Source organism: Saccharopolyspora sp. NPDC002686, assembly GCF_040295745.1.
Taxonomy (GTDB): domain Bacteria; phylum Actinomycetota; class Actinomycetes; order Mycobacteriales; family Pseudonocardiaceae; genus Saccharopolyspora; species Saccharopolyspora oryzae.
In genome coordinates this window covers 1-2,514 of the sequence record NZ_JBEOVY010000585.1, presented here as the reverse complement: position 1 = coordinate 2,514, position 2,514 = coordinate 1, and the positions used below count along the sequence as shown (strand labels likewise).

The 2,514-nt window shown below is 71.1% G+C and carries 1 protein-coding gene and 2 pseudogenes; 1 reads left to right on the top strand and 2 read right to left on the bottom strand.

Translation table 11 applies throughout. The features are described from left to right. Positions 1-144: 144 nt before the first annotated feature. Complete coding sequence (locus ABTZ89_RS37900; protein ID WP_270947519.1) at positions 145-468, bottom strand: YbaB/EbfC family nucleoid-associated protein; 324 nt, start codon at positions 466-468, stop codon at positions 145-147. A gap of 165 nt (positions 469-633) precedes the next feature. Between ABTZ89_RS37900 and ABTZ89_RS37895 the strand changes: the two are divergent. Then, positions 634-2,367, top strand: a pseudogene (locus tag ABTZ89_RS37895) (alpha/beta hydrolase family protein); the annotation flags it as partial. 51 nt (positions 2,368-2,418) lie between these two features. Here the strand turns inward: ABTZ89_RS37895 and ABTZ89_RS37890 are convergent. Continuing rightward, positions 2,419-2,514, bottom strand: a pseudogene (locus tag ABTZ89_RS37890) (hypothetical protein); the annotation flags it as partial.

Sequence of the window (2,514 nt, the reverse complement as noted above, 5' to 3'; positions counted from 1 at the left end):
CAGCGTTCGCCTGGCGAGGACGGCCCGACTGCCGTGTATTGGCATACATCAAGTCGGGCACCCGGAGTCCAGGCGGGCGCTGAGGTTCCGCTACCCGCACCGCCCCGCAAAACGAGTATGGAAAACCCTCGTTGAAACTGCGGATCACATGCCGGGCAGGCTCAGTCCGCCACCGAGGCCACCGCCGAGGCCGCTCGTCAGCGGGCCCATCTTCTCCGCCTGGAGCTCCTGGGCCGCGCGGTTCGCGTCGCGGACCGCCGCGACGACCAGGTCCGCCAGGGTTTCGGTGTCCTCCGGGTCGGCCGCCTTCGGGTCGATGACGAGGCCCTTCAGCTCGCCCGAGCCGGTCACCGTCGCGGTGACCAGACCGCCACCGGCACTGCCGTTGACCTCGGCCTCGGCGAGCTCCTGCTGCGCAGTCATCAGCTGCTGCTGCATCTTCTGCGCCTGTTCCATGATCTGCTGCATGTTCGGCTGGCCACCAGGCTGCACCGTGGTCCTCCTCGCGTCGCGGAACCCGCGCTCCGTCGGTGGCACGGGGTACTCCACCAGCCTAGAGAATGCGCGGGCTCAGGCGGTCGACTCCCCCGTTGGCCGCTGGGCTCGGCGGGCCTCTCATGACAGGGTGTCGGCATGGCGCTGGACATCGTGCGGTTGCTCGAGCTCACCAGTTGGCGGGCCTTCGACGTGGCCGGCTCCGGCCGGGTGCTGGCCGGCTCCGACGAGTCCGGATCGACGCAGCTGATCGAGCTCGTCGACGGCGCGAGCACCCGGTTGACCGCGCTGTCCGGCGCGGTGACCGGCCGCTACCTGCCCGGCGAGCGCGCGGTCGTGGTGCAGCACGACACCGACGGCGACGAACGCGGCCAGTTGTCGTTGCTGCGGCTGGACCAGCCGCGGCCCGGACCGGTGCGGCTGCCCGAGCTGTGCCCGCTGGTCCGCGATCCCGAGCACGTGCACCGGTTGCTGGACGTGCTGCCCGATCACGTCGTCTACTCCACGAACCGCCGCAACGGCGTCGACTTCGACGTGGTGATCCGCTGCGTCAGCTCCGGGGCGGAGCGCGTCGCCTACGACCGGGGCGGGATGGTGCTGGAAGTCGCGGCGGCACCGGACGGACGCGTCGCGCTCACCGTTCCCGGTGCGCTGCCCATGTCCGACGAGCTGATCGTGGTCGACTCCGAGGACCGGACGCTGACCAACCGCGACGTGGCCGCCCGGTGCACCAACATCGCTTGGCTGCCCGGCGGTTCCGGGCTGATCGCCACCACCAACTTCGAGCGCGACCGCACCAGCGTCGCCCGCATCGATCCGCGCACCGGCGACCGGACCTGGCTGGTCACCTCCGACGAGCACGACCTGACCGGCTGGGTCTCTCCGGACGGTTCGAAGCTGCTCGTGCAGGCCAACGACGACGGCGCGAGCCGGCTGGCGCTGCACGACACGTCCTCCGGCGAGCGGCTGCGCCCGGTGCACCTGCCCGCGGACGGCTGGTGCGCGTTCCCGCTGCCGCAACCCGCGTGGTCACCGGATTCCCGTTACGTCGCACTGACTTTCAGCGGTCCGACCGTCCCCGGCGACGTGCTGCTCGTGGACGCGAGCACCGGCGAGTGCCGCGCGCTGACCGATTCCGCTGCGCAGCTCGACGACCAGCGGCCGGTGGAACCGAGCATCCACCGGGTGCCGACCCGCGACGGCGAGCAGGTGCCGTGCTTCCGGTACTCGCCGGAGAACCCCGATCCGCAGCTGGCCGGGTCCGCCGTGCTGATCGTCCACGGTGGACCGGAGAGCCAGTCGGTGCGGGCGTTCAACCCGATCGTCCAGGCGCTCGTCGCGCAGGGCCACGAGGTGCTGGTGCCGAACGTGCGCGGCTCCACTGGCTACGGCAAGCGCTGGTACTCCGCCGACGACGGGCGGAACCGGCTGGAAGCGGTGGCCGACCTCGGCGACCTGCACGACTGGCTGCCGACGATCGGCCTGGACCCGAGCCGGGCAGCGCTGTGGGGCGGCTCGTACGGCGGCTACATGGTGCTGGCCGGACTCGCCTTCCAGCCGCAGCGCTGGGCGGCCGGGGTCGACATCGTCGGCATCTCGTCGCTGGTCACCTTCCTGGCGAACACCGCGCCCTACCGCCGGGCCCACCGCGAACGCGAGTACGGCTCGCTGACCGCCGACGCCGACTTCCTCCACCAGGCCTCACCGCTGACCAAGGTCGCGGACATCGCGGCCCCGCTGTTCGTCCTCCACGGCGCCAACGACCCGCGAGTCCCCCTGTCCGAAGCGGAGCAGATCGCCGAAGCCGTCCGCGCCAACGGCCTGGAGTGCGAACTCCTCGTCTACCCCGACGAAGGGCACGGCCTGGCCAAGCGGGCCAACCGGCTGGACGCCTACCCGAAGGTCCTCGCCTTCCTGTCCCGCCACCTCGACGCGACCGATGGTCTTCATCCGCTTCTTGCCCTCCTTCTGCTTCTCCAGCAGCTTGCGCTTCCGGCTGATGTCACCGCCGTAGCACTT

Excerpts from the sequence above, each read along its gene's own strand:
- ABTZ89_RS37900 (WP_270947519.1), bottom strand. The coding sequence starts at position 468 with ATGCAGCAGATCATGGAACAGGCGCAGAAGATGCAGCAGCAGCTGATG.